This window comes from Streptomyces sp. NPDC018019, from assembly GCF_044327805.1.
In the GTDB taxonomy this organism is placed as follows: Bacteria; Actinomycetota; Actinomycetes; order Streptomycetales; family Streptomycetaceae; genus Streptomyces.
Map to the genome: position 1 here is coordinate 255,420 of NZ_JBIRGD010000003.1, position 22,897 is coordinate 278,316.

The 22,897-nt window shown below is 73.0% G+C and carries 23 protein-coding genes; 14 read left to right on the top strand and 9 right to left on the bottom strand.

From position 1 onward, the window contains the following. Positions 1–43: 43 nt before the first annotated feature. Complete coding sequence (locus ACH4FX_RS07055; RefSeq protein WP_398475965.1) at positions 44–1,537, top strand: MFS transporter; 1,494 nt, start codon at positions 44–46, stop codon at positions 1,535–1,537. A gap of 325 nt (positions 1,538–1,862) precedes the next feature. Beyond that, complete coding sequence (locus ACH4FX_RS07060; RefSeq protein ID WP_398475967.1) at positions 1,863–2,816, top strand: LysR family transcriptional regulator; 954 nt, start codon at positions 1,863–1,865, stop codon at positions 2,814–2,816. Positions 2,817–2,888: 72 nt separating this feature from the next. On the opposite strand, the gene ACH4FX_RS07065 is transcribed toward ACH4FX_RS07060, so the two are convergent. Next, positions 2,889–3,713, bottom strand: coding sequence for a MerR family transcriptional regulator (locus ACH4FX_RS07065; protein WP_398475969.1), 825 nt, complete (start codon positions 3,711–3,713; stop codon positions 2,889–2,891). A gap of 324 nt (positions 3,714–4,037) precedes the next feature. Here ACH4FX_RS07065 and ACH4FX_RS07070 point away from each other — a divergent pair, with 324 nt between their 5' ends. The 8 genes from ACH4FX_RS07070 to ACH4FX_RS07105 all read left to right on the top strand — a co-directional run bounded on the left by ACH4FX_RS07070 (position 4,038) and on the right by ACH4FX_RS07105 (position 10,574). Continuing rightward, positions 4,038–4,355, top strand: coding sequence for an SAV_915 family protein (locus tag ACH4FX_RS07070; protein WP_398475971.1), 318 nt, complete (start codon positions 4,038–4,040; stop codon positions 4,353–4,355). Between the two features lie 19 nt (positions 4,356–4,374). After that, complete coding sequence (lysA, locus tag ACH4FX_RS07075) at positions 4,375–5,739, top strand: diaminopimelate decarboxylase (protein ID WP_398475973.1); 1,365 nt, start codon at positions 4,375–4,377, stop codon at positions 5,737–5,739. A gap of 217 nt (positions 5,740–5,956) precedes the next feature. Continuing rightward, complete coding sequence (locus tag ACH4FX_RS07080; RefSeq protein WP_398475975.1) at positions 5,957–6,667, top strand: FadR/GntR family transcriptional regulator; 711 nt, start codon at positions 5,957–5,959, stop codon at positions 6,665–6,667. 190 nt (positions 6,668–6,857) lie between these two features. Continuing rightward, positions 6,858–8,132, top strand: a complete 1,275-nt coding sequence (locus ACH4FX_RS07085) for a CynX/NimT family MFS transporter (RefSeq protein WP_398475977.1) — start codon at positions 6,858–6,860, stop codon at positions 8,130–8,132. Positions 8,133–8,249: 117 nt separating this feature from the next. Further along, positions 8,250–8,684 carry a nitroreductase family deazaflavin-dependent oxidoreductase gene (locus tag ACH4FX_RS07090; RefSeq protein WP_398475979.1) on the top strand — a complete coding sequence of 145 codons (435 nt, stop codon included), beginning with the start codon at positions 8,250–8,252 and terminating at the stop codon, positions 8,682–8,684. A 73-nt stretch (positions 8,685–8,757) separates the two neighbouring features. Further along, positions 8,758–9,168 (top strand): MerR family transcriptional regulator, encoded by a 411-nt coding sequence (locus ACH4FX_RS07095; protein ID WP_398475980.1) that lies wholly within the window; start codon positions 8,758–8,760, stop codon positions 9,166–9,168. 100 nt (positions 9,169–9,268) lie between these two features. Beyond that, on the top strand, positions 9,269–10,054 hold the full coding sequence (gene mltG / locus ACH4FX_RS07100) for an endolytic transglycosylase MltG (protein WP_398476408.1): 786 nt from the start codon (positions 9,269–9,271) through the stop codon (positions 10,052–10,054). A 67-nt stretch (positions 10,055–10,121) separates the two neighbouring features. Further along, positions 10,122–10,574 (top strand): VOC family protein, encoded by a 453-nt coding sequence (locus tag ACH4FX_RS07105; protein ID WP_398475982.1) that lies wholly within the window; start codon positions 10,122–10,124, stop codon positions 10,572–10,574. Positions 10,575–10,743: 169 nt separating this feature from the next. On the opposite strand, the gene ACH4FX_RS07110 is transcribed toward ACH4FX_RS07105, so the two are convergent. The 4 genes from ACH4FX_RS07110 to ACH4FX_RS07125 all read right to left on the bottom strand — a co-directional run bounded on the left by ACH4FX_RS07110 (position 10,744) and on the right by ACH4FX_RS07125 (position 14,568). Further along, positions 10,744–11,535 (bottom strand): ABC transporter permease subunit, encoded by a 792-nt coding sequence (locus ACH4FX_RS07110; protein ID WP_398475984.1) that lies wholly within the window; start codon positions 11,533–11,535, stop codon positions 10,744–10,746. Between the two features lie 16 nt (positions 11,536–11,551). Beyond that, complete coding sequence (locus ACH4FX_RS07115; RefSeq protein WP_398475986.1) at positions 11,552–12,463, bottom strand: ABC transporter ATP-binding protein; 912 nt, start codon at positions 12,461–12,463, stop codon at positions 11,552–11,554. 133 nt (positions 12,464–12,596) lie between these two features. After that, positions 12,597–13,508 (bottom strand): ABC transporter permease, encoded by a 912-nt coding sequence (locus tag ACH4FX_RS07120; protein WP_398475988.1) that lies wholly within the window; start codon positions 13,506–13,508, stop codon positions 12,597–12,599. Beyond that, positions 13,498–14,568 carry an ABC transporter ATP-binding protein gene (locus ACH4FX_RS07125; RefSeq protein WP_398476410.1) on the bottom strand — a complete coding sequence of 357 codons (1,071 nt, stop codon included), beginning with the start codon at positions 14,566–14,568 and terminating at the stop codon, positions 13,498–13,500. The genes ACH4FX_RS07120 and ACH4FX_RS07125 overlap by 11 nt, the downstream gene beginning before the upstream one ends. Before the next feature lie 290 nt (positions 14,569–14,858). On the opposite strand from ACH4FX_RS07125, the gene ACH4FX_RS07130 reads away from it, so the two are divergent. The 4 genes from ACH4FX_RS07130 (at position 14,859) to ACH4FX_RS07145 (ending at position 19,759) form a co-directional block, all read left to right on the top strand. Then, on the top strand, positions 14,859–15,737 hold the full coding sequence (locus ACH4FX_RS07130; RefSeq protein ID WP_398475990.1) for a M24 family metallopeptidase: 879 nt from the start codon (positions 14,859–14,861) through the stop codon (positions 15,735–15,737). Next, complete coding sequence (locus ACH4FX_RS07135) at positions 15,734–17,512, top strand: SDR family oxidoreductase (protein WP_398475992.1); 1,779 nt, start codon at positions 15,734–15,736, stop codon at positions 17,510–17,512. Before ACH4FX_RS07130 ends, ACH4FX_RS07135 begins: the two co-directional genes overlap by 4 nt. A gap of 100 nt (positions 17,513–17,612) precedes the next feature. After that, entirely contained in the window at positions 17,613–18,536 is a 924-nt protein-coding gene (locus ACH4FX_RS07140; protein ID WP_398475994.1) for a metal-dependent hydrolase, read from the top strand. An 11-nt stretch (positions 18,537–18,547) separates the two neighbouring features. Beyond that, positions 18,548–19,759, top strand: coding sequence for a MerR family transcriptional regulator (locus ACH4FX_RS07145; RefSeq protein ID WP_398475996.1), 1,212 nt, complete (start codon positions 18,548–18,550; stop codon positions 19,757–19,759). On the opposite strand, the gene ACH4FX_RS07150 is transcribed toward ACH4FX_RS07145, so the two are convergent. The 4 genes from ACH4FX_RS07150 to ACH4FX_RS07165 all read right to left on the bottom strand — a co-directional run bounded on the left by ACH4FX_RS07150 (position 19,730) and on the right by ACH4FX_RS07165 (position 22,830). Then, complete coding sequence (locus ACH4FX_RS07150; RefSeq protein ID WP_398475997.1) at positions 19,730–20,350, bottom strand: hypothetical protein; 621 nt, start codon at positions 20,348–20,350, stop codon at positions 19,730–19,732. The genes ACH4FX_RS07145 and ACH4FX_RS07150 overlap by 30 nt on opposite strands. A 117-nt stretch (positions 20,351–20,467) precedes the next feature. Further along, positions 20,468–20,773 (bottom strand): hypothetical protein, encoded by a 306-nt coding sequence (locus ACH4FX_RS07155; RefSeq protein WP_398475998.1) that lies wholly within the window; start codon positions 20,771–20,773, stop codon positions 20,468–20,470. Between the two features lie 120 nt (positions 20,774–20,893). Next, positions 20,894–22,243, bottom strand: a complete 1,350-nt coding sequence (locus ACH4FX_RS07160) for a carotenoid oxygenase family protein (protein ID WP_398475999.1) — start codon at positions 22,241–22,243, stop codon at positions 20,894–20,896. Next, the gene (locus ACH4FX_RS07165) at positions 22,240–22,830 is read right to left on the bottom strand and encodes a hypothetical protein (protein WP_398476001.1); all 591 of its coding nucleotides are present in this window, start codon (positions 22,828–22,830) and stop codon (positions 22,240–22,242) included. Before ACH4FX_RS07165 ends, ACH4FX_RS07160 begins: the two co-directional genes overlap by 4 nt. Between the last annotated feature and the right edge of the window lie 67 nt (positions 22,831–22,897).

The window sequence follows — 22,897 nt, forward strand, 5'->3', positions numbered from 1 at the left end:
GACACAGGTTTCAGCGAAACCTCACCGACCACAGAGGATCTCGATGCACAACGGGCGGAACAGATGGTGGCCCCTGGTCGCCATCACCCTGGGCAACTTCATGTTGCTCGTGGACGTGACGATCGTGAACACGGCGCTGCCACGGATAGCCGACGGCCTGCACGCCTCCTTCACCTCCTTGCAGTGGGTGATGGACATCTATGCGCTGGCGCTGGCCGCACTCCTGATGGTGGCCGGTTCGGCGGCCGACCTGTTCGGGCGCCGCAAGCTGTACCTGGCGGGGTTCGCGGTGTTCGCGCTGGCCTCGCTGGCCTGCGGCCTGGCGCCCGACGAGGGCGTGCTGATCGCCGCACGGGCGGTGCAGGGCCTGGGGGCGGCGGCGATGTTCGCCACCAACACGCCGCTGCTGATGGCCGCGTACCAGGGCCGGGACCGCGGGGTGGCCTTCGGCGTCTGGGGCGGTACGGGCGGCGCCGCGGCGGCCGTCGGCCCGGTGCTGGGCGGGGTGCTGACCCAGTACGTGGACTGGCGGGCGATCTTCCTGGTCAACCTGCCGCTGACGGCGGTGGCCGTGTGGATCACCCTGCGGTCGGTGCCCGAGTCGCACGGCGACCGCACGGGGCGCATCGACTGGCCGGGCGCTGGTGCGTTCACCCTCTGCGCGGGCGCACTGACGTACGGACTGATGCGCGGCGGCGAGGAGGGCTGGACGGAGTCCGGCACGCTGCTGTCGCTGGCGGTGGCCCTGCTGGCGCTGGTCGTCTTCGTGGCCGTGGAACGCCGTACGGACCAGCCGCTGCTGGACCTCAAGCTGCTGCGGCGCCCGGCCTTCGCCGTGCTGATGGCGGCGGCGCTGCTGCTCCAGGCCGCGGCGTTCCCGTACCTGACCTACGTGGGCCTGTGGGTGCAGAACATCCTGGGCCTGAGCCCGGTGATGGGCGGTGTCGCGGTGCTGCCGATGGCGGCGGCGTCGATGGCCGTGGGCATGTTCGGCGGCCGGTTCCTGCACCGCCTGGCGCCGCAGCTGCCCATCGGCATCGGGCTGCTGCTGATCGGCGCCGGTCCGCTGCTGCACGTCCTGCTGCTGGACGACGGCTCCGGCTGGGGGGTCCTGGTGCCGGGGCTGCTCATCAGCGGCGTCGGCATCGGCGTGGCCATGCCGGTGCTGGTCTCGGCGGCGCTGGGAGCGGCCCCGCCGCAGCGCGCCGGTATGGCCAGCGGCGCGGTGAACACCTTCCGCCAGCTCGGCTACGCGTTCGGCATCGCGATCCTCGGCACGGTCTTCACACAGGGCGTGCGGTCCGCGGGCGCCCACGCCGACTCCGGTGCCGGGTACGTCGCGGGCCTGTCCCGGGTGTCCCTGGTCGCGGGCATCGTGGCGGTGCTGACCGGCCTGCTGGTCCTGGCCGTCGTCCGCAACCGGCCCGCGGACCGGCCGGCTCCGGTCACCGCGGATACGACGGACAGCGGCGCGGCCCCGAAGGCCCCCGCCGGAACGGCCGGTGCCGAGCCGCCGGTCGGCGCGCACCGGGGGTGACGGCAGTAACGGACGGCCGCCCCCGGACGGCCGTCCGGGGGCGGCAGCGGCGAACCGCCAACCAGGGTGACGGCGGCACCGCACGACGGCGTCCCGCCGGGGCCGGTCCGGGCAGGCCCGGCCCGGCGGGGCGGCCCCCCGTCAGGCCGGCCCGCGGCGGTCGGTCCCCGGCAGACCGGCCCCCGGCGGGTCGGCCCCCGGAACCGTTCGGCGCCGAAGCCGGTTCCAGGTGGCCGCCCTGGCCGTACTCCGATCCTCCTCGCGCCCACGCACCCAAGTCAATCCGCGGGTTTTCTTCCAAACCTCTTAGCTGTAGCTTGGGTTGGTGACCCTTGACGACCTCCGTGTCTTCGTCGCCGTCTGCGACGCGGGCAGTCTCAGCGCCGTCGCCCGCGACCTGGGATGTACGCAGTCGGCGGTGAGCCAGCGCGTCAAGCGGCTCGAACGGGAGGCGGGCATCGGCCTGGTGGAGCGGCGGCCGCGCGGTGTGGCCCCCACCCAGGCCGGCCGCATCCTGCACCGCGCCGCGAGCGGTTCCCTCGGCGAACTCGACCTGGCGCTGCGCCGGCTGGCCGACCTGCGCCGGGGTGACGGCGGCACGCTCCGGATCACCACCGGAGCGACGACCGTACGGCACTTCATGTCGGCGGCGGTGGTCGCCTTCCGTGCCCGTCACCCGCACGTCGACCTGGAGTTCCAGACCGAGAACTCCGGCCGCCGCTGCTGCGAGGCGGTGGCCGACGGCACCGCCGAACTGGCCTGGATCACCATCGGCCCGCCCGTCCGCGGCATCGAGCAGCACCCGGTGCTGGAACTGCCGTGGGTGCTGGCCGTCCGCCGCGACGACCCGCTCGCCGCGCGCGACCACATCGAGCCGGGGGAACTGGCCGGCGGCCTGTCCGGAATCCGGCACATCCGGCTGCCGGAGAACTCCGTTTCCCGGATGCGGCTCGACGGGCACCTGGGACGGCCGGGGACCGGGCCGGGCGCCGCCGCCGCGCCCGCCAGCGTGGCCGACTGGGACACCGCGATGCTGCTCGCCGAACTGGGCGTCGGGCACGCGGTGGTGCCGGACCTGCCCGGCCGGCGCGGCGCCGACCACCCGGACCTGCGGCTGATCCCGGTCCCGGGACTGCCGCCGCTGGCGACCGGCTGGGCGGTACGGCGGTGGGCCGCGCTGAGCCCGGTGGCGGTGGAGTTCGCCGAAACGGTGAACGCCTCACTCGGCGGCTCCGGGCCGGTGCGCAAGAGCGGACACAGCCCCGTTCACGCACACTGAAGCACGCGCGCTTCCATGCGCCCCCTCGCGCTCCGGCGCACAGGAGGCGCACGGACCGCCCGCAGCCGGCGCTCACCGCGCGACGATCGGCTCCTGCAACTCGGTCACCCACCGCTCCCGGTCCGCCGGGCAATCGAGCGTCAGCTCCCGCGGGTACCCCGCGGAGCGGTAGGGACTGCCGGCGAGCCAGCGGGCCAGCGTCTGCGCGGTGGGCAGCACCCGTTCCATCGGGCCGCGGTGCACCACCGTGGCCGCCTGCTCGACGGCCGGCAGGACCACGACCTCGACGTCGCGGGGCGGCGGCACGGTGGCCGGGACCGTGACCGCCGCGTGCACCGTGATCCGGTCCCCGCCCTCCGGCGCGTCCTCGTAGTACGCGACGGCCGGCCCCGACGGCTCGACGCCCGCCGCGGCCAGCCGCCGGAACAGCTCGGCGTACAGCGGCTGGACGACCGGGCCGATGTCCTCGGGCCCGAAGCTCGCCGCGGTGCCGGTCAGTTCGGCGACCCGTACCGCCTCGATCCGCTTGACCACCACCTCCTCCTCGGCCGGCCGCCCCTCGTCCTCGATCGTCCGGAGCCTGGCCTCGACCCGGGCCAGCCGGGCGCCCGCCGCGGTGACCGCCGCCGCCAGCTCGGCCCGGCGCAGCCGCAGCATGCCGCGCAGTTCCGCCGCGCTCACCTGCTCGTCCAGGATGACCGCGATCTGCTGGAGGCTGAAGCCGAGGTCCTTGAGGGCGATGATGCGGTTGAGGCGGGCGAGCTGCCCGGCCTCGTAGGAGCGGTAGCCGGTGACCGGGTCCGTACGGGCCGGGCGCAGCAGGCCGATGGCGTCGTAGTGCCGCAGCATGCGGGCCGACACCCGGCCGTGGCCGGCGAAGTCTCCGATGGTGAACATGACGTCTCCAGTGCAGGGCTTGCCACGATGTGAAGGTCGAGGGGCGGGCCGGCGGACGGAACGATCCTCGTGGAAGACCGGCGGGAACGCGCCGCGAACGGGCCGATGCCGGGGCGTGGGCACGGGCCTGCGCCGGGTCGTGCGTCCTCGCCGTGCACCGGAGCGTGCGCCGGGGCACCAGCATCGCGTCAAGGGGCGTCCACGGGCCGTCAACGATGCGTCAGTACGCCGCCGAGCGCATGCCGGTACGGGCATAGCGTCGAGGAGGAGCCCCGGCACTTCTTCCCACCGGTCCGGGGCCAGTCCTGTGCGAGGAGCGACACCGTGTCCCAGCAGCACCTGTACGCGGAAGATCCCGAACCTGCCGAACGCGTCCCGGCCGGGCTGCTGTTCGTCCCCGTCCGGCCGGGCCCCGCGGGCTGTACGGCCCGCCTGTTCCGCACCCCGCTCGGCGGCCGTACCGCCGTCGGCTTCACCTCCCCGCAACGGCTCGCCGCGGCGCTCGGCGCCGACCAGCCGTGGATCAGGCTCGCCGAGCCCGCGCTGCGCGCCCTCGCCGAACCGCTCGGCGCCGGCGTCCTGACCGTGGACCCGCGCCTCGCCCCGGGTGCCTCCCGCACGCCGCTGCTGCGGGCCGTCTGAGAAGGGGCGTACGACCACCATGACCGTGACGACCACGACACCGCAGCAGCCCGTGGGACAGCGGACCGCGCCGCCCGGCGCCCGCGCCGCCGGCCTCTCCGTCTGGCCCGCCTCGGCGGCCGAGCTGCCCGACGCCGACCTCACCGTCGGCGGTGTCCGCCTCACCGAACTCGCCGCCCGCTTCGGGACCCCCGCCTACGTCCTGGACGAGGCCGAGGTCCGCGCCCGCTGCCGCGCCTACCTGCGCGCCTTCCCCGACGCGGACGTCCTGTACGCGGCCAAGGCGTTCCTGTGCCGGGCCATGGCCCACTGGGTGCGGGAGGAGGGCCTGGGCCTGGACGTCTGCTCCGCCGGCGAGCTGGAACTCGCCGTCACCACCGGCTTCCCGCCCGACCGGATCGTGCTGCACGGCAACGCCAAGAGCCCCGACGACCTGCGCGCCGCGCTGCGCCTGGGCGTCGGCCGGATCGTCATCGACAGCACCTCCGAGATCGCCCGGCTCGCCGCCGCGGTCCCCGCGGGCACCCGGCAGCAGGTCCTCGTACGGGTGGTGCCGGGCATCGCCGCCGGCGGGCACGCCAAGATCCGTACCGGCACCGACGACCAGAAGTTCGGCCTCTCCCTGGCCGACGGCTCGGCGCAGCACGCCGTCACCCGCATCCTGGGCCAGCCGCGGCTGCACCTGGTGGGGCTGCACTGCCACCTGGGCTCGCAGATCACCACCGTGAAGCCGTATCTGTCGGCCGTACGGCGGCTCGTCGGCCTGCTGGCCCGTATCCACGAGCAGCACGGCGTCACGCTGCCGCAGCTGGACATCGGGGGCGGCCACGGCGTCGCCTACCGGCCCGGCGAGGCAGATCTGGACATCGCGGCGCTGGGCGCCAAGGTACGGGCCGAGCTGGCCGGCGGCTGCGCCGCGGCCGGGCTGCCGGTGCCCCGCCTGACCGTCGAGCCGGGCCGCGCCATCGCGGGCCCGTCCGGCGTCGCCCTGTACCGGGTGCTGTCCGTCAAGCGGACCGGTGAGCGCACCTTCGTGGCCGTCGACGGCGGGATGAGCGACAACCCGCGGCCCGCGCTGTACGGGGTGCGGTACGCGCCCCGGCTGGTCGGACGCCGGTCGTCGGCCGCGCCGGCGCCGGTGAGCGTGGTGGGCCGGCACTGCGAGGCGGGCGACGTGCTCGCGGCCGACGTACCGCTGCCGGGTGACATCCGGCCCGGCGACCTGATCGCCGTGCCGGTGGCGGGCGCGTACCACCTGTCCATGGCCTCGGGTTACAACCTCGTGGGCCGCCCGCCGGTGGTCGCGGTCGCGGACGGGCACGCCCGGATCCTGGTACGGCGCGAGTCCCTGGCGGACATCCAGGAGCGCGACATCGGGCTGTGATCCGCAGGGGCGGGGCCCCGTCCGGACGGTGTGACATGCACGGAGCGACGAACTCCGTGCATGTTGCATCGATCGGTTGTAGGATGACAGGGCAACCGGCCGGCCGCCGGTTGTCCGCACTGTCGGCCAGGACCGGGTGGGAACGGGTTCGGACCGGATGAGACCGGATCGGATCAGCCCGCTCCGGACCGGCCCGTACCGGATCGAGGAGACGCGCATGGCGTTGCAGGCAGCGGGGCGGCAGTCCCTCGTGGACACCGTCGTCGACACCCTGCGCGCCCAGCTGGCCGCCGGCACCTGGCCGGTGGGCGAGCGCATCCCCACCGAACACGCGCTGGCCGAGCAGCTCCAGGTGGGACGGAACACCGTCCGCGAGGCCGTACGGGTCCTCGTGCACGCCGGCATGCTGCGCTCCCGGCAGGGCGAGGGCACCTTCGTCCGCTCCCAGGCCGATCCGGGCGACATCATGCGCGGCGTCCAGCGGGCCGGGGTCCGGGACGTGCTGGAGCTGCGCATCGCCCTGGAGGCCGAGGCCGCCCGCCTGGCGGCCCGGCGGCACCGGCCGGAGGACCTGGAGCGGATGCGGGCCGCGCTGAACGCACAGGCCGCGCTGGAGGCCGCCGACGGGCAGCCCTTCGGCGGCGACCTGGAGCTGTACGCCGACCACGACGTGGCCTTCCACCGGGCCGTCGTGGAGGCCGCGCACAACACCGCCCTGACCGCCACGTACGGCTGGTTCAGCAGCTCCGTACGCGAGGCCCTGGTCTCCTCGCTCGGCGACGAGCAGATGCCGCGCATGGTGCACGGCGATCACCGGGCCGTCCTGGACGCCATCGCGTCCGGCGATCCGGAGGCGGCGGAGAAGGCCGCCCGCGCGCTGCTGGAGCCGCCGAAACGGGCGGTGGAGAAGCTGCTCGCGGAGCGGTGAGCGGGGCCGGGAGGCCGGTGCGTACGGGCGGGGACGCGTTCCGCCGTGCGGAGCGGCGGCCACGCCCGCGGAGGCGTCCCCTCCCGTATCCCTCGCAGAAACGTTCCTTCGCCCTCACCCCACGGCCCCGGGCCGCCCCCGTACGACCGCCGCACCACCGCACGACCCACGCAAGGAGAGGTACGCACCCATGTCAGGGACCCGGTCCGAAGCACCACTGATCGACGCCGAGGAGGACCTGACCCCGGCGCCGCCGGTCGCCGCGGCCCGCCGCCGGCTGCGCGCACACCCGGCCCTGGTCCTGCTCGGCATCGTGCTCGCCTCACTGAACATGCGCGCCGCGCTGGCCGGTGTCTCGCCCCTGGTGAGCGAGATCGGCGAGCACTACCACCTGGCCGCCACCGCGAGCAGCCTCGTGACGACCATCCCGCTGGTCTTCATGGGGCTCGGTTCGATCGCCGCGCCGAAGCTGGCCCGCCGCTGGGGCACCGAGGCGGTGCTGTGCGGCGCGCTGGTCCTGCTGTGCGGCGGCATCCTGCTGCGCATCGCGCCGCCGGTGGTCGCGCTGTTCGTGGGCTGCGCGGTGGTCGGTACGTCCATCGCCCTGCTGAACGTCCTGATGCCCGGCCTGATCAAGCGGGACTTCCCGGAGAAGGCCGCGGGCATGACCGCCCTGTACTCGACGGCGATGATCCTCGGCGCCACCGTCTCGGCCGCCTCCGCCGTGCCGCTGGAGAACGCGCTGGGCGGCTGGCAGGGCTCGCTGGCCTCGTGGGCGCTGCTGGCCGCGGTCGCCGCCGTCGTCTGGATCCCGCAGGCGGTGCTCGCCCGGCGCGGTACGCGGCACGGGCAGGCCGCCGCGACGCCCGCGCACACCACCGAGGACGGGCCGAGGCTGAGCCGTTCCCCGCTGGCCTGGCAGGTCACGCTCTTCATGGGCTCGCAGTCGCTGATCGCGTACGTGATGATCGCCTGGATGCCGACGGTCTTCACCGACCACGGCATGAGCAAGGCCACGGCCGGGCTGGTCTTCGCCTTCAGCACGCTGGTGCAGATGGCCGGTTCGTTCGTGGTGCCCATGCTCGCCGGCCGGATGCGGCGGCAGCGGCTGCTGGCCGTCGCCGTCACCGCCCTGATGGCCTGCGGCATCGTCGGCCTGCTGGTGGCGCCGGTGGCCGGCGCCTGGGTCTGGGCCGTACTCCTGGGCATCGGGCAGGGCGGCGCGCTCGGGCTGGCGCTGACGATGATGGTGCTGCGCTCCGGCGACGCGCACACCGCCGCCCGCCTCTCGGGCATGGCCCAGACCTGGGGCTATCTGCTCGCCGCCGCCGGACCGCTGGTGCTCGGCGCGGTGCACCAGGCGACCCGTGGCTGGACGGTGCCGATCGTGCTGCTGCTGGTCGTCTGCGCGGGGCTGGTCATGCTGGGGATGGGCGCGGGGCGCGACCGGCGGATCGGCGCCTGACGCCCTGCCGTTGACGAAGGCCCCGGGGCCCCGCTCACCGTTTTCGCGGTGAGCGGGGCCGCTTCCGTAGTGGTCCGGCTTGACCTTCACGCCGACGTCAAGGTCGAGAGTGCCGTCATGGACAGTTCGGACCACCTCACCTTCAACCAGCGCGTCATCGCGGAGTTCCGGGCCAACCAGGGCCGCGTGGGCGGCGAGTTCGCCGGTCAGCCGCTGCTCCTCTTGACCACCACCGGGGCGCGGTCCGGTCTGCCGCGTACCACTCCGGCCCTCTACCTGCCGGACGGCGCGGACCGGCTCGCCGTCTTCGCCTCCAACGGAGGCTCGCCCACCGCGCCGGCCTGGTTCCACAACCTGACCGCCCACCCTCTGGCGACGGTCGAGGTCGGCACCCGTACCCACCAGGCGCGCGCCGCCGTAGCCGCAGGTGAGGAGAGGGACCGGCTGTGGGGCCGGCAGGTGGCGGCCCACCCGCAGTTCGCCGCCTTCCAGGAGCGCGCCGGGCGACGCATCCCGGTCGTGGTGCTCACTCCCTGGGAGGCCCGCGCCTGACTTTCACATCTGCGGCAGTGGATGCGACGGGGATTACGCTCCCTCCCGTAAGCGCTCGTCGGAAGGGAGCACCATGCGCATCGGGGAGCTGGCCCGCGCGACCGGTACGACGACCCGGGCCCTGCGCTACTACGAGGAGCAGGGCCTGCTGCGCCCCGACCGGTCGTCGAACGGCTACCGGCACTACGGAGACGGCGCGGTGCGCACCGTGGAGAACATCCGGCTGCTGCTGGCCTCCGGCCTCACCACCGACGACCTGCGCCGCATCGACGGCTGCCTGAGCGACGAGCCGACCGGGGGCCACGCCTGCACGGACCCCGCCCCCAAGGCCGAGGTCTTCGAACAGCGGCTCTTCCTGATCCAGCAGCGCATCAACGACCTCAGCGCCGTACGCGACCAGCTCCTCGACCGGCTCTCCGAGCTGCGCCGGCCGCCCGGCGCGAGCGGTCCGGCGCCCTCAAGGGCGGAGTCCGCGGCGCGTTGAGCGGCCGGCGCTTCCGGTGAACCCGTGATTCCCGGTGCCACCCGCCACGTGCCGCCGCCTGCCGGGCGGGGTGCTGCCTTACCGTGCCCCCATGAGCGATGTGCAGTACACGGGCCACAGGTCCCGCTCGCGGCTCACCCGCCGGGGCCGGCTCCTCCTGGCCGCCGGCCTCTGCGCCCTCCTGGCGCTCATCGTCGTCCTCGTGACGCGCCTGCTCGGCGGTCCCGGCCGTCCGCCCCTCACCATCCCGGAGGGCAGGCGCGCCACCCAGGTGTACGCGGCGGTCGACAAGGCCCTCGATGTCGCGCCCGGCACCACGGAGAAGGCCGCGAGGAGCGCCCGCCTGAAGCTGCCCGAGGAGGCCGGTGGCAATCCGGAAGGGTTCCTCTACCCCGCGACGTATCCGGTGGACGACGACACCACGCCCGAGTCGCTGCTCTCGTTCATGACCGACACCGCGGCCGACAAGCACGCCGCCGACGGCATCCGTACGTACCGCACGGTGATCATCGCCTCCGTCGTGCAGGCCGAGGCCGACCGGCCCGCCGACATGGGCAAGGTCGCCCGGGTCATCGAGAACCGGCTCGACCGGGGCATGCCCCTCCAGATGGACTCGACCATCAACTACGCCCTCGGCCGCAGCTCGCTCAACACCAGCCACGCGGACACCAGGCTCAACAGCCCGTACAACACCTACCGGCACAAGGGCCTGCCGCCGACCCCGATCGGCAACCCCGGCCAGGACGCGCTCCGGGCCGCGGCCCGGCCGCCCGCCGGTGACTGGCTGTACTTCGTGACGGTCGCGCCGGGCGACACCCGGTTCACCGCCGACTACGTGCAGCACCGCGCGAACGTACGGGAGTTCAACCGGCGGCAGGGGCGGTAGCCCCGCCGGACCGCCTCCCGCGGCCGGTCCGGGCCCGGTGTCAGTGGCGGCAGGTATAACTCCTGCCATGGCACTGACGTGGAAACTTGTCATCGACAGCACGGACGCGGCGGTCCTCGCGGACTTCTGGGCAGCGGCCCTGGAGTACGAGGTCGAGGACCCCAGCGCCCTCATCGGACAGCTGCTGGCCGCCGGTCACCTCGGCGAGAAGGCGGTGGCCGAGCACGGCGGCCGCAAGACCTTCCGCGGTTACGCCGCCATCCGCCACCCCGACGACCCGTACGACGAGACCAGCGGCGTCGGCCGCGGGAGACGCCTGCTCTTCCAGGACGTACCGGAAGGCAAGACGGTCAAGAACCGCCTGCACATCGACATCCACAGCGGCCCCGAAGGCCTGGAGGGACTGGTGTCCCGGTTGGAGGGTTTGGGAGCGACCCGCGTCCGCGAGGTGAACCAGGGCCCCGCCGGCCACTGGTGGCTCATGCAGGACCCGGAGGGCAACGAGTTCTGCGCGGCGTAGGGCGGGCGGTGGTGTTCGCGCGAGTGAACAGCGGCATCAGAACGCGCGAGATGCCTCGTCACGGCCCCTGAGACCTCGACGTGTGCGGACGCCGGGCGAGGCCGCACACGCACGGCGCCCGGCCGGGAACTCCCAGCCGAGCGCCTGCTTTTCGTGGACGTCGCCGCGCCTACTCCTCCCCCGCCAGCGTCAGCGCCCGCAGCTTGCGGGACGCGTACCAGGTCGCCAGGCCCGTGACGGCCACCAGGAGGACGACCGCCAGGGGCAGGCCCACCTCGGAGGTGACCGCCCCTTCCGCGCCGATCTTCTGGCCCACCGCGAGCGCCCACTGCTGCACGCTCAGCGTCCGCGCGCCCGGCACCAGGTTGCCGAACAGCGTCTCCCACACCAGGGCGTAGACCAGGCCGAAGACGACCGCGTGCCGGCTGACCGTGCCGAAGAAGAGGAACAGCGCGCTGTACGCGACGGAGGCGACGGCCGCGGCGACCGCGTACGCCACCGCGATCTGCTGGCTGTTGCCGTTCAGGATGAACCCGGCGATCAGCACCGGGATCGCCGAGAAGGCCGCCGTCACACCGATCGCCACCACCAGCTTGGTGATGATGATCGAGGACCGGCGCAACGGCTTGGCCAGCAGGTAGACGACCGAGCCGTCGTCGATCTCCGGGCCGATCGCGCCCGTACCGGCGATGACGCCGATCAGCGGCACCATCGTGGCGAGCGCGAACGTGCCCAGGACGCCGTTTGCGGTGGAGTCGTCGGCGCCGGTCAGGGCCCGTACGGCGACGGCGATGACGATCAGGAGGGCGGGCAGCGCGAACAGGATGAGCGCGCGGCGCCGGCCGAGCAGGGCCCGGTAGGTGAGCCGGGCGACGGTGGGGTTGAAGACCGCCGGGGCCGCCGAGGGGCCCGCGGCGGGCGCCGGGGACGGGTCCGGCCGGACCGATGAGGTCGCTGACATCGCTTCCAGGCTCCTTTCAGGCCGCGACGAGGTAGGAGAAGACCGATTCCAGGGACTCGTCGGAGGGCGAGACCGTCAGGAGGCGGATGCCGTGCTCGCGGGCGACCCGCGGCAGCAGGGCGGTGAACCGCGGGAAGTCGACGGCCTGGACGCGCAGGGCGCCTTCCTTCAGGTCGACTTCGATGCCGGCCGTGGACGGGTCGGCGATCAGGGCCGCGGCGAGCGCCCGGTCGTCGTCGGAGCGGACGAGGTAGCGGTGCGGCCGGTCCGTCATCAGGCGGCGGATCTTGCGGAAGTCGCCGGACGCCGCGTGCCGCCCGGCCACCACGACCTCGATGTGCGAGGCCAGCTGTTCGACCTCTTCGAGGATGTGGGACGAGAACAGGACCGTACGGCCCTGCTCGCCCATCCGCCGCAGCAGGTCCATCAGCTGCATCCGCTGCCGCGGGTCCATGCCGTTGAACGGTTCGTCCAGCAGCAGCACGGACGGGTCGTGGACCAGCGCCGACGCCATCTTCACGCGCTGGCGCATGCCCTTGCTGTACGTGGCGATCTTGCGGTCCTGCGCGTACTCCATCTCCACGGTGGCCAGCGCCCGCTGTGCGGCGGACTTCCCCAGACCGTGCAGTTCGGCGTTGGCGACGACGAACTCGCGGCCGGTGAGGAAGTCGTACATCGCCTCGCGCTCCGGGACGATGCCGATGTCGCGGTAGATGCCCTCGTTGCGCCAGACGGTGCGGCCGTCGAGGGTGACGGTCCCGCCGGACGGCGCGAGGAAGCCGCCCAGCATGTTGATCAGCGTGGACTTGCCCGCCCCGTTGGGGCCGAGGAGGCCGGTGACGCCGGGACCGATGGTCATGGTGATGTCGTTGACGGCAACGACGTTGCCGAACCAGCGGGAGACGTGGTCGATCTGGATGGTCGTCATGGGCGCGGCCCGTTCCTTCGGGGGGTTCGGAGGGCGGTGGCGGGCGTCGGGCGGGCCTTCGCGGGCCTCGGGGCTTCCGGGTCTTTCAGGGCCGAGGGGCGCGTACGGGCGGCCGTGCGCCGCGTGCGGGCGCTCACAGGCCCGCCTTCCGGTAGCGGCGCATCAGCAGCGCGTACGAGCCCGCGACGGCGCACAGGGTGACCAGGAGCGCCACCAGCCCCGCGGCGGTGGACGGCTGGACCCCGTCGGGGAACGACGCGGTGCCGCCGAGGAACGTCGCCTGCACGCTGTCCACGAGCGTGATGGGCGAGCACAGGGCGAGCCAGCCGACGACCTGCTCCTGGCCCTGGACGGCGGCGATGCCCTGGACGGCGCTCACCGCGGCGTACGGGATCGTCAGCGCGGCGATGACGGCGGCGACGCCGAAGCCGCGGCGCGGGGTCAGCGCGGAGATCACCAGGCCGAGGCCGGCGAACAGCAGCGAGAGCAGCGCCACCGATACCAGACCCTGGGCCAGTCCCTTGGTCTGGTCGGCGAAGTCCAGCTTGGCCAGCAGCGCGCCCACGTAGAGGATCAGCAGCGGCGCGGCGGTCAGGATGAACAGGGCGCTCGCCATCGCGGCGAACTTCGCCACCACGTAGTCGGCCCGCTCGATGGGGCGCGAGAAGTACAGCGGCACCGTCTTGAAGCGCAGGTCGCGGGAGACGGACTGGGGCGCCTGGGCGGCCAGGTAGAGGCCGATGACCGCTTGGAGGTAGATCGCGTACCTGGTGTACGCCACCGGCAGGTCGTTCATCTTCGTGAACACCGCGACCGCCACCATGATGGCCGCCGGCAGGCACATCACGGCGAACAGCAGCATCGGCAGGACCTTCGACTTGGCGGAGCGGCCCAGGCCGTAGGCGCCGCGCAGGCTCTGCGAGAACAGCGACCGGCGGGCGTAGGCGCGGCCGAGGCGGGGGCCGTCGAAGTGGCGGTAGCCGATGTCGTGGATGACGTCCTGCGCCGCGCCGGCGGTCGCGGGGGTCCGGGTCTCAGGCGGCATCGGGGGCGCCTCCGTCCTTGGGGGCTCGGTGGGCGGTCGTCGCGGAGGCGGCCGGGCGGGCCGCCGCGGGCCGCGCGCCGTCCGGGCTCCGGGGGTCCCCGACCGCCGGCGCGGACGCCGCGTCGTCGCTCTGGAAGACCTCGGATATGCGGTGCCGGCGCTGTTCCATCCGGACCAGGCCGAGCCCCAAGTCCGCGACGGTGTCGCGCAGCAGGTCGTACGTCTCCTCGCCGGTGGCCTCCACGTACAGCAGGTGGGCGGCGGAGGCCACGCCCTGCGAGCCGGGGGACGCGGTGGTCACCGCGACGCCCGCGCGGGCCAGTGCGGCACGCAGCGCCGCAGTGCCGTCCGGGTGTTCGTCGGTGTCCGTGACCTCGACGGCCAGGGAGGTGGTGAGCTGGGTGAAGTCGTCGGTGGCGGAGGAGCGCAGCAGCTTGCCGCCGTCGATGACGACGACGTGGTCGCAGGTGCGCTCCAGCTCGCCCAGGAGGTGTGAGGTGACCAGGACCGATATGCCGAACTCGGTGTACACGCGGCGGATCAGGCCGAGCATCTCGTCGCGGCCGACCGGGTCCAGACCGTTGGTCGGCTCGTCCAGGAAGACCAGCTGCGGGTCGTGGACGAGCGCCTGGGCCAGCTTGACCCGCTGCTTCATGCCCGTCGAGTAGCCCCCGATGGGGCGGTAGCGCTCCTCGTAGAGGCCGACGTGCCGCAGCGTGTCGGCGGTGCGCTCGCGGGCGGCGGTCGGCGGCAGGCCCGACATGCGCGCCATGTGGACGACGAACTCGGTGGCCGAGACGTCCGGCGGCAGGCAGTCGTGCTCCGGCATGTAGCCGACGCGCTCCCGGATGGCGCCGCCCTCCCCGGCCACGTCCAGGCCGAGGACGGTCGCGGTCCCCCCACTGGCCGGGGCGAGCCCCAGCAGCAGCTTGATCAGGGTGGACTTTCCGGCGCCGTTGGCACCCACCAGGCCGGTCACCCCGGGGCCGATGTCAACGGTGAGCCGGTCCAGCGCGGTCACCCGCGGGTACCGCTTGCTCAGGCTTTCGGTCACGATCACAGTCACGCCATCGACGGTAGTGGCGCGGGCCACACCGGTCGTCAGACCTGGCGGCTGGATCGGCGTCCGACCACAGGTGTAGGGGCCCGTAGGGGAGGTCGTGCTCCGGGACCCCTCCGTGTGGGTGGCGCAGCGACGTGGCGGGTCCGGCCCCGGGGCATGCGGCGGTGGGTTTTCCACAGGCGCGACCGACCCCTTGACGTCGCCGCCGGGCATTGTCACATTCATCAGTGTCAAGTTACGGGCACGTACCGCGATGATCGGCTCACGGACGGGACGGACGGTTGGCGATGACCTCAGCAACAGGGGTGGCAGCGGCCCGAAGGGGCGGCGGGACGCGCGAACTCGCCGCCGGGCTGCGGGGGTTCAAAGAGGTGCAGCGGCTGGCGTACGCCTGCGCCGAGGCGGTCGCGGCGCAGCTCCGGCCGGGGGTGACGGAGCGGGAGGCGGCGCGGATGCAGCGCCGGTGGCTGCGCGAGCGCGGGGTGCGGGACTGGTTCCACCTCCCCTTCGCCTGGTTCGGCGACCGTACGGCGTTCACGGGCTTCCGCATACCGTTGCAGTTCTTCCCCACCGACCGGCGCCTGGAGCCCGGGATGGCCTTCATCCTCGACATGGCACCGGTCCACCAGGGCTTCACGGCCGACATCGGCTACTCCGGCTGCCTGGGGCTCAACCCGGTCCACGACCGGCTGCTCGCCGATCTCGAAGCGCACCGCGAGCTGATCCTGCGCGAGGTGCGCGAGCGCCGCCCCCTGCGCGAGATCTACGAGGACGTCGAACGGCTCATGATCCGCCAGGGGTATGTGAACCGCCACCGCGCCTACCCCTTCGGCGTCATCGCCCACAAGGTCGACAGGGTGAAGGAGCGCCGCTGGTCGCCGACGCTCTTCGGGTTCGGCACCCAGTCGCTCAAGGGCCTGGCCTCGGATGCGCTGCACGGCCACCGCGACGGCTGGTCGCCGCTGTGGAGCCCGTACAAGTTCTCCGACCACCCGCCGCAGCCGGGCCTGTGGGCGGTCGAACCCCACCTCGGCTTCCGGGGCACGGGCGCGAAGTTCGAGGAGATCCTCGTCGTGACGGACTCCGCGGACCCGGAGGAGAGCGCCTTTTGGCTGGACGACGATCTGCCGCACGTGCGGCGCTGGCAGGAGGAGAGGGCCGCATGAGCGAGCAGACGCAGCCGGGGCTGGAAGGCGCGCGGGAGCGCTGGGTCCGTACGGGCGGCGTGGAACTGTGCGTCGCCGAGCTGGGCGACGCCACCCGCCCCACGGTGGTGCTGGTGCACGGCTATCCGGACAGCAAGGAGGTGTGGTCGGAAGTGGCCCGCGGTCTGGCCGACCGCTTCCACGTGGTGCTGTACGACGTGCGCGGCTGCGGCCGGTCCACCGCCCCCAAGCCGCTGCGCGGCGGTTTCACGCTGGAGAAGCTGACCGACGACTTCCTGGCGGTCGCGGACGCGGTCAGCCCGGATCGCCCGGTCCACGTGGTCGGCCACGACTGGGGCTCGGTGCAGGCGTGGGAGTTCGCCACGGTCCGGCACACGGAAGGCCGGATCGCCTCCTTCACCTCGATGTCCGGGCCGTCGCTGGACCACTTCGGCCACTGGATCAAGAAGCGCGCGTCCCGGCCCACCCCGCGCCGCGCCGCTCAGCTCCTCTCCCAGGGCGCCAAGTCGTGGTACGTCTACGTGCTGCACACCCCGGTCCTGCCGGAGCTGGCCTGGAAGGGTCCGCTGGGCAAGCGCTGGCCGAAGATCCTGCAACGGGTGGAGAAGGTGCCGCCGGGCAGCTACCCGACGCGGTCCTTGCCCACGGACGCGGCGCACGGCGCCTGGCTCTACCGCGACAACGTCCGGGCCCGGCTGCGCCGCCCGCGCGCCGACGCCTACGCCCACTGCCCGGTCCAGCTGATCACTCCGACCGGTGACGCCTTCCTGTCCCAGCGGCTCTACGACGACCTCGACCACTGGGCGCCCCAGCTGGTGCGGCGCACCCTTCCGGCCAAGCACTGGGTGCCACGGACGAGGCCGGACCAACTGGTCTCCTGGATCGGCGAGTTCGTGACGTCCAAGGAGGAGGGCGACCCGGCCAGGGAGATCGTCGCCGCCGGCCCGTACGCCGACCGGTTCGGCGGGCAGCTGGTGCTGATCACCGGCGCGGCCAGCGGCATCGGGCGCGCCACCGCCTTCGCCTTCGCCGAGGCCGGTGCCCGCGTCGTCGCGGTGGACCGGGACGCCGAGGGGGTGGCCCGTACGGCCGACCTCGCGCGGCTGGTCGGCGCCCCGCAGGCGTGGGCCGAGACGGTGGACGTGGCGGACGAGGCCGCCATGGAGAAACTGGCCGACAAGGTCGCCGCCGAGTACGGCACCGTCGACGTGCTGGTCAACAACGCCGGCATCGGCGTGACCGGTTCCTTCCTGAGCACCACCACCGAGGACTGGAAGAAGGTCCTGGACGTCAATCTGTGGGGCGTCATCCACGGCTGCCGCCTCTTCGGGAAGCAGATGGCGGAGCGCGGCCAGGGCGGCCACATCGTCAACACCGCGTCGGCCGCCGCCTTCCAGCCGTCCAAGGTCCTGCCCGCCTACAGCGCTTCGAAGGCGGCGGTGCTCATGCTCAGCGAGTGCCTGCGGGCGGAACTGGCCGGACAGGGCATCGGCGTCACAGCCGTCTGCCCCGGCATCGTCAACACGAACATCACCACGACGGCCCGCTTCACCGGAGTCTCCGCGGACGAGGAGAAGCGCCGCCGGGCCAAGGTGTCCCGGCTGTACGGGCTGCGCAACTATCCGCCGGAGAAGGTCGCCGACGCGATCCTGCGAGCCGTGGCGCGCAACGCGGCGGTCGTCCCCGTCACGCCCGAGGCCCGCGGCGCCCACCTGATGTCCCGCTTCGCGCCGCGCGCCCTGCGTGCCCTCGCCCGTATCGAACCGCCCGTGTGAGTGCGCTCGACGCGGTGCGGGCAGGCCGGGGCGGGGTGGGTGCGCCACCCCGCCCCGGCCCCTCCTTCCCTCCCTCACGTCATATGTCAGGAGCCCCAGCGTGAGCACGAACCCCACCGGACCGGAGGAGCACCACCCGATCGCCCCCCGCCGGGTCTCGTTCGACTGGCGCGAGACCCCGCTGCACTGGATACCGGACGAACCCACCGCCACCCACGTCATCAACGTGCTGCACCTGCTGCTCCCCGCGGGCGAGCGGTGGTTCGTCAAGGTCTTCAAGGAAGCCCTGCCACTGGTCCGCGACCCGGCCCTGCTCAAGGACGTCAAGGGCTTCATGGGCCAGGAGGCCACCCACAGCGTCCAGCACGCCTACGTGCTGGAACACCTCGCCCACCAGGGCCTGGACACCGCCCCGTACACCAAGCACGTCGACTTCCTCTTCGAGTACCTCCTGGGCGAGCGGCCACCGTTCGCCGCCCCCGTGCCCACCCAGGAGTGGCTGCGCTTCCGGCTGTCCCTCATAGCCGCCATCGAGCAGTTCACGGCCGTCCTCGGCAACTGGGTGCTGCACGCCGACGGGCTGGACCGGGCCGGCTCCGACCCGGTCATGCTCGACCTGCTGCGCTGGCACGGCGCGGAGGAGGTCGAACACCGCGCGGTGGCCTTCGACATGTATCAGCACACCGGCGGTCAGGGCCTGCCCCGCTACGCCCGCCGCATCCTGGGCATGGCCGTCACCGCCCCGGTGCTCCTGTACCTGTGGGCCTGGGGCGCGGCCTACCTCATCCGGCACGACCCGCAGCTGGCAGGCCGCCTGCGCTACTCCCTGCGTGAGCACAACAAAGCCGTACGCAAACAGCTCCTGCCCACCTGGCGCGAGCTGGGCGCCGCCGTACCGCGCTACCTCAAGCGGTCGTACCATCCCTCGCAGGAAGGGTCGCTGCGCAAGGCCGTCGCATATCTGGCGTCCTCACCGGCAGCCCGCTCCGCGGCGGGTGCGGTGGGCCGCGCGGCCATCTCGTAAGGAGCACCGCATTGACCGACCAGTCGCCGCCGCCGGCCGAGTACCGCATCGAAGACCTGGCCCACATCAGCGGCACCTCGGTCCGCACGATCCGCGCCTACCAGGACCGCGGACTCCTCCCCAAGCCGGAGCGCCGCGGCCGGGCCAACGTCTACGGCGACGAGCACCTGGAACGGCTGCGCCGCACCGCGGACCTGCTCGACCGCGGCTACACCCTCGCCAGCATCAAGGAACTCCTCGAAGCCTGGGACACCGGCCGCGGCCTCGGCGGCGTGCTGGGCCTGGTCGCCGAGATCGACGGGCCCTGGAGCGACGAGGAGGCGGCCCGCATCACGCGCGCCGAACTGGACGCCGCGTTCGGCGGCACACCGGACGAGGAGGCCCTGGCGGACGCCGTCGAGCTGGGCGTCCTGGAGCGCCTGCCCGGAAGCGACGACGCCTTCCGTGTCCCCAGCCCCCAGGAGCTGGCCGTCGCCGCCGAGCTGCACGCCGCGGGCGTCCCCCTCACCGCCATCTCCGGCCATCTGCGCGAGCTGCGCGGTCAGGTCGAGCACATCGCGGCCCGTTTCCTCGACTTCACCACCGAGTACGTCTTCCACCCCTACCTGGACCACCAGCCCACCGAAGCCGAAGCCACCGAGGCCGCCGGTCTGGTACGCCGCCTCCGCCCCCTGGCCCAGCAGACCGTCGACGCCGAACTGGCCCGCGCGATGCGCACCTTGGCCACCCGCTACATCCACCACCACCTGAGCGGCTTGAGCGGGAGGGGCGGGAGTGGGGGCGAGACCCGGGCTTCGGGGACGGAGCGGGAGGCACAGAAGGCAGGGGACGCGCCGGGCGTGGGAGCGACCGGCTCTCACCCCGTTGCGGTCAGCCCCGGCGCCACCAGCGGCGCCCGAGAAGTCGCGGCCACCGAGGTGTTCTGCGACGCCGCGCCCGGCACCATCTCGCCCACCGGTGCTGGTACCGGCGCCGACACCGGTACGGGGGCCACCGCGGGTCCAGGCGCAGGCGCAAACGCAGATGCAGCTCCAAACGCAGGCCCAGGCGCAGATGCGAGCGCCGAGCCGGTCATGATCGCGCTCCCCGCCGAGACCGTCCGGGCCGTACACGACCTGGTCGGCCGGGAGAACGCGGCGGCCTTCATCGCCGCGGCCACCCAACGCGAGGTCCACGCCCGCACCATGGACGAGCTAACCACCCGCCGTACGCCACCCCGCTGACCGCCCGACGGCCTGCCGCGCGGGGACGAGGCGCGCCAGCGGGGCCAGGGCGAGGAGGAACAGCAGCCCGGCGACCGGCAGCAGGTCGAGCGTGACGTTCACGGCCAGCGTGCCCACCACGATGGCCACGGGACGCCAGGCGCTGACCATCCGCAGCACGGCCAGTTGGGCCGTCAGCAGGATCAGGCCGACGTAGAAGAGCACCGGCACCACCGTGTAGACCACGGGCAGCACCCCGGGAACGCTCTGGACCTTGGCGAACAGCTCGCTCATCGCCTCGTGATCCGCCGAGCTGTAGGCGACGAGCAGGTCGATCCCCGCCTGCACCGCCACGGCCGCCGCCCCGACCACCCCCAACCCGGCCAACACGGTGCCCACTCTCCGCTGCGTCCCGCCCTGCCGCGCCACCAGGCGCCACAGCCCCAGCAGCACCGGCACGAAGAGCAGGACCCCCGCCAGCAGGAAGAGGTGCCCGATCGACCAGGCCGGCCCCGGCCCCCGTTCCGTGTCCATCAGCCGGACCAGCCCGTACGCCGCCATGCACCCCGGTCCGGCCACGAACGCCGATCGCCCCCGCGTCATCGTTGTCATGTACCGAGCCTCGGGGAGCGACGGACTCTCCGGCTTCCGGGAACACCCGGACACTTCCCTGAGCAGCCCCCGATGCTTCCCCCGGTCCCCCCTGGCCGCCCCCGGGGCGGCGGTTCGTCAGTCAAGGATCATGTCGCCGAAGACGACTTTGCTGTTCCAGTTCCCTCCTCCCCAGTTGTGCGAAGCGGCGGACGATGCGGAATGCTTCCGGTCATCGGCAGCCCCCACGCCCCGGCCATGGCGGCCAGGGTGTTCAGCGAAAACCAACTTCCCGGGCAGACCGAGCTGGATCACACGACCGGGCCTGCCGTCCCTGTCCGCCTTGCCGACACGGCTGTCGGCGGCGGCCGTACCGGCCGTGGACAGGGCGGCCGTGGCGACCATGGTGAGAATGCCGAGTGCGGCGCCGGTGCCTCTGCGCATCAGACTTCTTCCCTCATCAGGAGCCGTCCGGAGTGGACTCCCTCATCCGACACCGGCGCGCCACCGGCCGCCATTCGGTCGCGTGCACTCGGGGGACCAGGGGCGACCCCACATCTCCCCTTACTGGCCGGGCTCCGGGTCCGGCAGCCAGTTCCCGTGGAAGCCGTAGGGCACCCGCTGCGGCAGATGGATCGTGGCCACCGGGGCCTTGGATATGTCCTCCGCGTCGAGGATGACCAGATCGCTGGTGTCCGTGGCGGCGTCGTAGACGTACGTGAGCAGCCAGCCCGGCCCGTCCGGCCGGTCGTCCGCCGGGGCGAAGGACGCCTCGGCCGGAGTGCGGCCGGGCCCGAAGTCGTGCCGGGTACTGGTGCCGGCGTGCAGGTCGTAGCGGATCAGTGCGCCCGGAAGGGGGCCCTCACCGGGGCCTGCGGCCCGCGTGATGTGCCCGAACCGGGCGTCCAGCCCCGCCATCCGGTCGTCGATGCGCGGGAACTCGCCCACCTGGTCGTCCACTTGCTCCTCGGCGACCCGGCCCGAGGCGAGGTCGATGGTCCACTTCCAGAGGGTGGGCTGCGACCCGAACGCGAACGTCGGGTAGCGGGACACATGGAGCACGATGCGCCCTTGCCCGTCGTCGAACGCGTTGAGCGAGTGGAACACGTAGCAGGGGTCGATGGGGAACCAGCGGACCGCGCCGTACGGATCGTCGCGCCGGAGGACACCGAGCCGGGCGCCGTACTCCGGGTCCCACACGAACGGCATGCCCGCCGCCCGGTGGTCGAAGACCATCGGCAGGTCCATGAAGACGACGTGCTCAGCCGTCAGGTGGAAGTCGTGCATCATCGTGGGCGCCGGCACGTCGATGGGGCGACTCACCACCAAGGCCCCGGAGGCGTCGGCGCGGTGATAGGTCAGGTAGGGCGAGGCTTTGGCGGCGTAACCGAAGAAGTGCAGTTCGCCCGTGGTGGGGCAGGTCTTCGGGTGCGCCGTCATGGCCGTGGCCAGCCGGCCGTCGAAGTCGTACGGCCCGACGGTTTCCAGCTCGTGCCCCGGCCGGCAGTCGATCTCGTACGGGTAGGACGACTCGACCAGGGCGAAGGTGCGGCCGGCGTGACGGACCACGTGGGTGTTGGCGACACCGGCGGCCAGGCCGTGGGCGCCTCGCTCGTCACCGGGCCGTATGCCGTCGGTGAAGGTCACCGTGCGCACCCAGCGGTTGCGGTACGAGACGGCCTTGCCGCCCTCCAGCCGGACGCCGTGCACCATGCCGTCACCGAAGAACCAGTGCGCCGAAGCCGCATCGCGCGGGTTGGGGCCGTTGCGCAGGTACCAGCCGGTCAGCTCGGGTGGGATCGCGCCGGTGACGGGCAGTTCGTACGCGGTCAGCTCCTCCGTCACCGGGGCGAAGTTGCCCGCGAGGTGGGGGGCCGGCTCGGCAGCGGAGCCGGGAGCGTCTGTCGTTGTCATGCGGGACGAGCCTCCTGAACGTAGGAGCGTTCGCCGACCTTCTCCAAGAAGCGCGCTCGGGCGCGCTCCGGGTAGGTGGCGGTGAAACGCAGCGGGATGACGAAGGCGGCGACGTGGACGGCGATCAGAGCGGCCGGCCCCAGCCCGTAGGCCGTGACCAGGACCTGCCCCATCGCGGCGAGCGTGAAGGACGCCGCCCACGCCGCACTGAGCACATAGTTGATCCGCAGGAAGAGCGAGGTCTTCCAGACCTCGGGCGGGGCCTTGTGGCGGGCTATGGCGAGGGTGAACGGGTGGCGGACCGCCATCGAGCCCCACGTGATCAACGCCAGCCAGCCCGAGGACAGAGCGCCGTCGTAAGCCCGCAGTCCGCTGTCCGGGCGCAGGAACGCGAGCGCGGTGACACCCGCGAAGAACGCGAGAGTGCCGTACTCAAGGATCCGGAGCGAGGGGGACAACCCCTCGGCGCGGTCCAGATAGAGCAGGACGACACCGATCAGCAGCGCCGCCAGCGCACCCCACTGCCATGACACCCAGGCCACGGCTCCGTAAGCGATCCACGGGACGAATCCCCGCAAGTACGTCATGACGCTCGTCTCCCCCGTCATCGACATTCCAACTTCGACATGTCGAAGGTAGAAGGTCCGTCGTTGA

What these genes read in the sequence shown, in the direction of transcription:
- lysA (WP_398475973.1), top strand. Translation starts at nt 4,375, where the DNA reads ATGACCGTGACGACCACGACACCGCAGCAGCCCGTGGGACAGCGGACC.
- ACH4FX_RS07130 (WP_398475990.1), top strand. Translation starts at nt 14,859, where the DNA reads ATGACCTCAGCAACAGGGGTGGCAGCGGCCCGAAGGGGCGGCGGGACG.
- ACH4FX_RS07105 (WP_398475982.1), top strand. Translation starts at nt 10,122, where the DNA reads ATGGCACTGACGTGGAAACTTGTCATCGACAGCACGGACGCGGCGGTC.
- ACH4FX_RS07110 (WP_398475984.1), bottom strand. Translation starts at nt 11,535, where the DNA reads ATGTCAGCGACCTCATCGGTCCGGCCGGACCCGTCCCCGGCGCCCGCC.
- ACH4FX_RS07160 (WP_398475999.1), bottom strand. Translation starts at nt 22,243, where the DNA reads ATGACAACGACAGACGCTCCCGGCTCCGCTGCCGAGCCGGCCCCCCAC.
- ACH4FX_RS07155 (WP_398475998.1), bottom strand. Translation starts at nt 20,773, where the DNA reads ATGCGCAGAGGCACCGGCGCCGCACTCGGCATTCTCACCATGGTCGCC.
- ACH4FX_RS07150 (WP_398475997.1), bottom strand. Translation starts at nt 20,350, where the DNA reads ATGACAACGATGACGCGGGGGCGATCGGCGTTCGTGGCCGGACCGGGG.
- ACH4FX_RS07115 (WP_398475986.1), bottom strand. Translation starts at nt 12,463, where the DNA reads ATGACGACCATCCAGATCGACCACGTCTCCCGCTGGTTCGGCAACGTC.
- ACH4FX_RS07120 (WP_398475988.1), bottom strand. Translation starts at nt 13,508, where the DNA reads ATGCCGCCTGAGACCCGGACCCCCGCGACCGCCGGCGCGGCGCAGGAC.
- ACH4FX_RS07055 (WP_398475965.1), top strand. Translation starts at nt 44, where the DNA reads ATGCACAACGGGCGGAACAGATGGTGGCCCCTGGTCGCCATCACCCTG.
- ACH4FX_RS07085 (WP_398475977.1), top strand. Translation starts at nt 6,858, where the DNA reads ATGTCAGGGACCCGGTCCGAAGCACCACTGATCGACGCCGAGGAGGAC.
- ACH4FX_RS07165 (WP_398476001.1), bottom strand. Translation starts at nt 22,830, where the DNA reads ATGACGTACTTGCGGGGATTCGTCCCGTGGATCGCTTACGGAGCCGTG.
- ACH4FX_RS07090 (WP_398475979.1), top strand. Translation starts at nt 8,250, where the DNA reads ATGGACAGTTCGGACCACCTCACCTTCAACCAGCGCGTCATCGCGGAG.
- ACH4FX_RS07065 (WP_398475969.1), bottom strand. Translation starts at nt 3,713, where the DNA reads ATGTTCACCATCGGAGACTTCGCCGGCCACGGCCGGGTGTCGGCCCGC.
- ACH4FX_RS07135 (WP_398475992.1), top strand. Translation starts at nt 15,734, where the DNA reads ATGAGCGAGCAGACGCAGCCGGGGCTGGAAGGCGCGCGGGAGCGCTGG.
- ACH4FX_RS07080 (WP_398475975.1), top strand. Translation starts at nt 5,957, where the DNA reads ATGGCGTTGCAGGCAGCGGGGCGGCAGTCCCTCGTGGACACCGTCGTC.
- ACH4FX_RS07095 (WP_398475980.1), top strand. Translation starts at nt 8,758, where the DNA reads ATGCGCATCGGGGAGCTGGCCCGCGCGACCGGTACGACGACCCGGGCC.